Source organism: Cupriavidus sp. 01L46, from assembly GCF_056399905.1.
The window spans coordinates 1-2,660 of record NZ_JBFTSF010000502.1; the positions used below are offsets into that span (position 1 = coordinate 1).

Sequence of the window (2,660 nt, forward strand, 5' to 3'; positions counted from 1 at the left end):
GCGGTGATGTTGTAGCGCGGGTAGTTATACATCGAGCGCCCTCCGTTGGGAGGCGCGCAGGCGCTGGCAGATGACGGGAAGCTTGAGGGAAGCGATTTGCCCGGAATGGGCGAATGAAGACTGGGGCATGGGAGTGCCTCCTTTGCGAGCAAGTTTGACAGCGTGTTTTGTCGTCGGGCTGTCAAACCCGGCCGCTGTGGTTGCAGCAACGAGCGGAGTATATCGTGGGGCCATGCAGCCGAACCCAGCCGCAACAAAAAGTCACATCCGCTACGCTAGCCAACGGCCGCAAGAACCGGATCGATCCTGCCGGCCGTCAGCCGCAACCTGCGCCAGCCGCTTGGGCAACGCCGTTGAAGCGGTCCAGCGCTGAATGACGCCGCGCCAGCCAATTACGACCCCCAACCCTCACACCCGCACCGTCGATGACACGTGCGCCTAAGATGCCTCGGCAAGGAAAGGCTTATCTCTGCGCGGACGAAGCAAAGCCATGACGGGATGTTAAAGTTTAAGATGTCACTAGTACTACAATCGCAGGTAATTTTGGAGAGAAATTATATTTATGGTTACCCGACTATTGGTTCGGAGCTTGTGCCTCTTAATTCTCGGAATGTCTTCTGCCAATGTATCCGCTGAAAATAATGATATGGATGGCTATCCAATCACTTTTAATCTGAATGGACTCTGGGGAGCTAAAGACAAGAATGGCGTGATTGTCATTCCGCCAATCTACAACAATTCCTTGCACTTTAAGGAGGGCATAAGTGCCGCAAGGCTAGGTAAAAAGATCGGTTATATCGATGAAAACGGAAGGGTCGCTATACCCTTTGAGTATGACGAAGTCTTGGGCTTGAAAAATGGACTCATTGGCGTCTGCGCTGAAGGTAATTGCGGGTATCTTGATACAAGGGGGAATGTGGTCATTCCCCTTACATATAAAAAGATAAATTATTTCAGCGACATAGCAGGCATTGCAGCGGTAGAAAGAGCGAGCGGGTGGGGGGTTATCGATATGGCGGGGCGTGAAATAATTGCGCCGACACTTAAAGACAGCCCAAAGATTGTCGAGTATGAGGGTGATGGTTTTATAATTGGCTTTAAAGCTAGACGCGATGGAATGCTATACGACCTGAAAGGCAATAAATTACTAGAATTAAACTACGACCAAATTGCTTTTAATGTGTGGTCCGGGAAGTGGCTCAATGACAATCTTTTTACCGTGGCGATAGATGGCAAGTGGGGGTTCATTGATAAATCTGGCAATGTAATAATTCCTCCTCGCTATGACAAGCGAGGTTATTTTTTTAGAGGTTATGCCGAGTTAGTTCGAGACGGAAAAGTCTACCGCGTAGACAAGCGCGGGGCAGAGGAGCTAATCGGTGATTGGGTGCAACCAACTCCGTAAGTACCAGGAGCTGCAATGAAGCCTTCGGCACCGCCCTTAAATTATTGGCTTACATTGTCGCAGCAGTCTTAGTGACTTTTCCTGACGAGATTTTCTGGCTCTGCGGAAGCGCGCGAAGGTTGTTGCCGAGCTGATTCGAAGGTCAGGGCATCACGACCTACTCGTATCGTCACCGCCTGGCTGCCGACAAGGACTGCCAGCACAGCCGTGCCGCGATTGCGCGTCAAGGCTGCCACCGAATGGATGAAACCCGCTCCGCCAGCGGCCAACCCCAAAACCGAAGGCGCTATCGCGCCTGGCACTCACGGCCGGGCCGTTCATCCCACGCGGGCTCAAACAGCCTTGGAAACCCTAATCCCAGGTATTAGAGTTCGAACATACGGCAAGCGAAGCGACGTCATGCTGGTTCACTCTTGCTTTCACGGCGATGCATTGTCCGAAATCGTTAAAGCCTTTCGAACAGCATCCCGCCAATCTTGCCATGCAGCCGCATCAGCAGGACCATGTCGCTGAGTGATCTCCCATGAGAGCGAACTCAGAAGCCCTCCAATCTCATCGGCTTTTGTCAGATCATATTCGTGCTCCAAAAAATAAAACATTGCACGATACGCCTGCTCCACTGTCAGATACTGGTCGCTCATTACTTCCATCCTGGTCGAGTGGGGGCAGCAAGCAGTGGCACCATATCCCGCGCATTCAAATGCACCGCCGTAGCTCCGCCTCCGCTTGCTTGATTACGTCTACAAATTCAACAAGTGGAAATTTCATCACCACGCTATCCTCGATAATAAAAATTTCCGTTAGAAATTCTATTTCCATTTTTTCGTTTCCACCCTCTTTGCTTATCAGGCACAAACGCTGCTTCCGATAGGATATTTCCGCCATCAGRTGCTCGTGATCTACGTCACTGACAAAAACAATCTGAAAATCTCTCATATCATTAACGGTATATCACGGGACAAAGCGCGACATATTTTCTTGAAAAGAATATTGATCGATATCAATGTTCCCCACAACATCTTTTACTTTGAAAATTTCTCTCATTGCCTTTGCTGTATAAATTCCGCCCCCTCGCTTACCTCACCTTCATAAACGCATACCACCTCGGCACCCCATGAAGGCTCTATCGCAAAAATTTTTAAATCCCCGGACTGTATTCTTTCTACATACTTGCATAGCGCATCTTCTGAGATAAGCAGCTCACCGCCTGACAATTCATTAGTCCATGAAACGAGACGCTTTACCTCATCATCAT

Annotated in this window: 4 protein-coding genes; 1 reads left to right on the forward strand and 3 read right to left on the reverse strand. The window is 49.7% G+C overall.

Going from position 1 to position 2,660, the window contains the following annotated elements; all coding sequences use genetic code 11:
• Nucleotides 1-610 precede the first annotated feature (610 nt).
• A complete protein-coding gene (locus AC1DS3_RS37525) occupies nucleotides 611-1,405 on the forward strand; it encodes a WG repeat-containing protein (RefSeq protein ID WP_441632798.1) in 795 nt (264 codons plus the stop codon).
• Between the two features lie 419 nt (nucleotides 1,406-1,824).
• On the opposite strand, the gene AC1DS3_RS37530 is transcribed toward AC1DS3_RS37525, so the two are convergent.
• From AC1DS3_RS37530 to AC1DS3_RS37540, 3 genes are all read right to left on the reverse strand, one after another.
• Entirely contained in the window at nucleotides 1,825-2,046 is a 222-nt protein-coding gene (locus tag AC1DS3_RS37530; protein ID WP_441632796.1) for a hypothetical protein, read from the reverse strand.
• Between the two features lie 55 nt (nucleotides 2,047-2,101).
• Nucleotides 2,102-2,290 (reverse strand): hypothetical protein, encoded by a 189-nt coding sequence (locus tag AC1DS3_RS37535; protein WP_477129238.1) that lies wholly within the window; start codon nucleotides 2,288-2,290, stop codon nucleotides 2,102-2,104.
• A 155-nt stretch (nucleotides 2,291-2,445) separates the two neighbouring features.
• Nucleotides 2,446-2,660 (reverse strand): hypothetical protein (locus AC1DS3_RS37540; RefSeq protein ID WP_477129239.1); only part of this gene is annotated, 215 nt, incomplete at its 5' end.